Here is a 2,763-nt window from a genome sequence, read left to right as displayed (position 1 = left end):
CCCTCGTGGCCGTGGGCGTCGACGCCGATCGGATCATCCTCGACCCCGGGCTCGGCTTCGCGAAGCGCGGCGAGCAGAACTGGCAGCTGCTCGGACGGCTCGACGTGCTCGCCGGCCTCGGGCTGCCGATCCTCGTCGGCGCCTCGCGCAAGCGCTTCCTCGGGGCGATGCTCCCGGCCGAGGCATCCGTGGTCGAACGCGACCTGCCGACCGCGGTCGTCAGCGTGCTGTCGGCGCAGTCGGGAGCGTGGGGCGTGCGCGTGCACGACGTCGTCGGCACCCGCCGCGCGCTCGACGTCCTCGGGGCGTGGCAGAGTGGACGACGTGGCTGAACAGCGCGATCGACGCGACCGCATCACCCTGACCGGGCTGCGTGTGCGCGCCCACCACGGCGTCTTCGAGTTCGAGCGCGCCGAGGGGCAGGAGTTCGTGATCGACGTGACCGTCGACCTCGCGGCCGCGGCACGCGGCGACGACCTCGCGAGCACCGTGCACTACGGCGAGCTCGCCGAGCAGGTGGTCGCCGCCGTCGAACGCGACCCGGTCGACCTCATCGAGACGGTCGCCGAACGGGTCGCGGGCGTCGCGCTCGGGTTCACGGCCGTCGACGAGGTCGAGGTCACGGTGCACAAGCCGCAGGCGCCCATCGCCGTTCCGTTCGGGGATGTCTCGGTCACGATCGTGAGGCGACGGGCATGAGCCGCGCCGTCATCGCGTTCGGGGCGAACCTCGGCGACCGCGAGGCGACCATCGACGCCGCGGCCAGGGCGCTCGCCGACGCCGAGGGGGTCGAGCTCGTCGCGGTGTCGCCGATCTACGAGACGCCCGCGCTCAAGACGACCGGGGTCGACCACGACGCACCCGGCTACCTCAACGGCGTGCTCGTCGTCGAGACGGTGCTCGAACCGCACGCGCTGCTCGACGTGCTGCAGGGCATCGAGCACGAACAGGGTCGGGTGCGCGCCGAGCGCTGGGGCGACCGCACCCTCGACCTCGACCTCATCGACGTCGACGGGCTCGAGCTCGCCGACGAGCGGCTCGAGCTCCCGCATCCGCGCGCCTGGCAGCGGGCCTTCGTGCTGCAGCCGTGGCTCGACGTCGATCCCGACGCCGTGCTCGCCGGCCGGGGCAGCGTGGCGGCGCTCCGCGCCGAGGCATCCGACCAGGTGGTGCGGCGATGAAGCGCACCCACTTCTCGACCGTGCTCGCGTTCGTGCTCGGCGGCCTCGTCATCGGGTACCTCGGCGACCTCGCGATCGTGAGCGCCGGGGCGAAGGCGCTCGTGCCGCCGATCTCGCTCGCCATCACGCTCGTCGGCGTCGCCGCGATCGTCGTCGCGCTCGCGTGGCCGATCCGCCGGGCGGTCACGGGCAAGACGACGCGGCGGATCGATCCGTTCAGCGCGATGCGCATCGCCGTGCTCGCGAAGGCCTGCAGCCTGGCCGGCGCGCTCGTGCTCGGCGCGGGGCTCGGCATCGCGCTCTTCCTGCTGACGCGCACCGTGATGCCGCCGGCCGGCGTGGTGTGGCAGGCCGTCGCGACCGCGATCGGCGCGGCCCTGCTGCTGGCCGGCGGGCTCATCGCCGAATGGTGCTGCACGCTGCCGCCGCCCGAAGACCCCGACGAGAAAGAGGAGCACGCGCATGCCTGAGCCCGAAGGCGCGCACGTGCCCGACGACGCCTGGCGGCGGGTGTCGCCGAAGTACATCGTGGTCGAGGTCGTCGGCTCCCTCATCGGCATGGTCGTCTTCGTCGGCGGCCTCGTCGTCGTGCACCTGCTCTGGCAGCCGTGGTGGGCGCTCTGGGCGGCGGGGGCGGTCGCGCTCGTCTCGATCGTCGGCATCGCGCTCGAACCGCGGCGCGTGCGCTCGATCCGGTACCGCCTTCGTGACGACGACCTGCTCTTCCGTCGCGGCATCATGTTCCAGCGTCAGGTGGCGGTGCCGTACGGGCGCATGCAGCTCATCGACATCACGCGCGGCCCCGTGGCCCGTGCGCTCGGCCTCGCCGAGCTCAAGTTCGTCACGGCCGCGGCGGCCACCGCGGTGACGGTGCCCGGCATTCCGATGGAGGAGGCCGACCGGCTCCGCGACGAGCTCGTCGCGCTCGCCGAGACCCGCCGGGCGGGGCTGTGAGCGCACCCGCGCGCCCGGCGCCGGTGACGAACCTCGCCGACGGCGAATGGCACCGGCTCCATCCCGCGAGCCCGCTGCTGCGCGGCGGCCTCGTGTTCATCGCCGTGCTCGGCTTCGTGATCGCGAACCTGCGCGAGCGCGCGGTCGACCTGCTGCTGCCGGTCTTCGCGCCCGAGGCCGACGAAGAACTGGGGCCGCGCTACGACGAGTGGCAGAGCGACTGGGTGAACGACCCGATCGGCGGGGTCGTGTCGCACGGACTCGTGGGGTGGGCGCTGCTCGCTTTGGCGGTCGTCATCGTCGCCGTGATCATCGGCTTCTGGATGTCGTGGCGGATGCACACGTTCCGGGTGACCCGCGAGGCGGTCGAGGTGCGCCGCGGCATCCTCTTCAGGTCGCACCGCAGCGCGCGGCTCGACCGCATCCAGGGCATCAACGTCAGCCGGCCCCTGTTCGCCCGGCTCTTCGGCACCGCGAAGCTCGAGGTCTCGGTCGCGGGCCAGTCGGGCAACGTCGAGCTCTCGTACCTCGGCTCCTCGCTCGCCGACGGACTGCGCGCCGACATCCTCCGGCTCGCGTCGGGCGTGCGGGCCGAGCGTGCGGCGGCCGACGCCGCCGCCGCCCGCGA

Annotated in this window: 6 protein-coding genes; all 6 read left to right on the top strand. The window is 73.3% G+C overall.

All coding sequences use genetic code 11. The annotated features are described in order from the left end of the window. Nucleotides 1-332 (top strand): dihydropteroate synthase (locus ACWGPE_RS18565; protein ID WP_452049241.1); only part of this gene is annotated, 332 nt, incomplete at its 5' end. Then, a complete protein-coding gene (folB, locus tag ACWGPE_RS18560) occupies nt 325-699 on the top strand; it encodes a dihydroneopterin aldolase (RefSeq protein ID WP_452049240.1) in 375 nt (124 codons plus the stop codon). The genes ACWGPE_RS18565 and folB, both read left to right, overlap by 8 nt. Beyond that, complete coding sequence (gene folK, locus ACWGPE_RS18555) at nt 696-1,181, top strand: 2-amino-4-hydroxy-6-hydroxymethyldihydropteridine diphosphokinase (protein ID WP_231430007.1); 486 nt, start codon at nt 696-698, stop codon at nt 1,179-1,181. Before folB ends, folK begins: the two co-directional genes overlap by 4 nt. Further along, nucleotides 1,178-1,651 carry a DUF3180 domain-containing protein gene (locus ACWGPE_RS18550; protein ID WP_231430008.1) on the top strand — a complete coding sequence of 158 codons (474 nt, stop codon included), beginning with the start codon at nt 1,178-1,180 and terminating at the stop codon, nt 1,649-1,651. The genes folK and ACWGPE_RS18550 overlap by 4 nt, the downstream gene beginning before the upstream one ends. Then, entirely contained in the window at nt 1,644-2,135 is a 492-nt protein-coding gene (locus tag ACWGPE_RS18545; RefSeq protein ID WP_231430009.1) for a PH domain-containing protein, read from the top strand. The genes ACWGPE_RS18550 and ACWGPE_RS18545 overlap by 8 nt, the downstream gene beginning before the upstream one ends. Beyond that, a partial coding sequence (locus ACWGPE_RS18540; protein WP_452049239.1) for a PH domain-containing protein occupies nt 2,132-2,763 on the top strand: 632 nt, incomplete at its 3' end. The genes ACWGPE_RS18545 and ACWGPE_RS18540, both read left to right, overlap by 4 nt.

It is taken from the genome of Agromyces sp. NPDC055658 (genome assembly GCF_053618155.1).
This window is presented reverse-complemented; position numbering and strand designations above follow the sequence as displayed.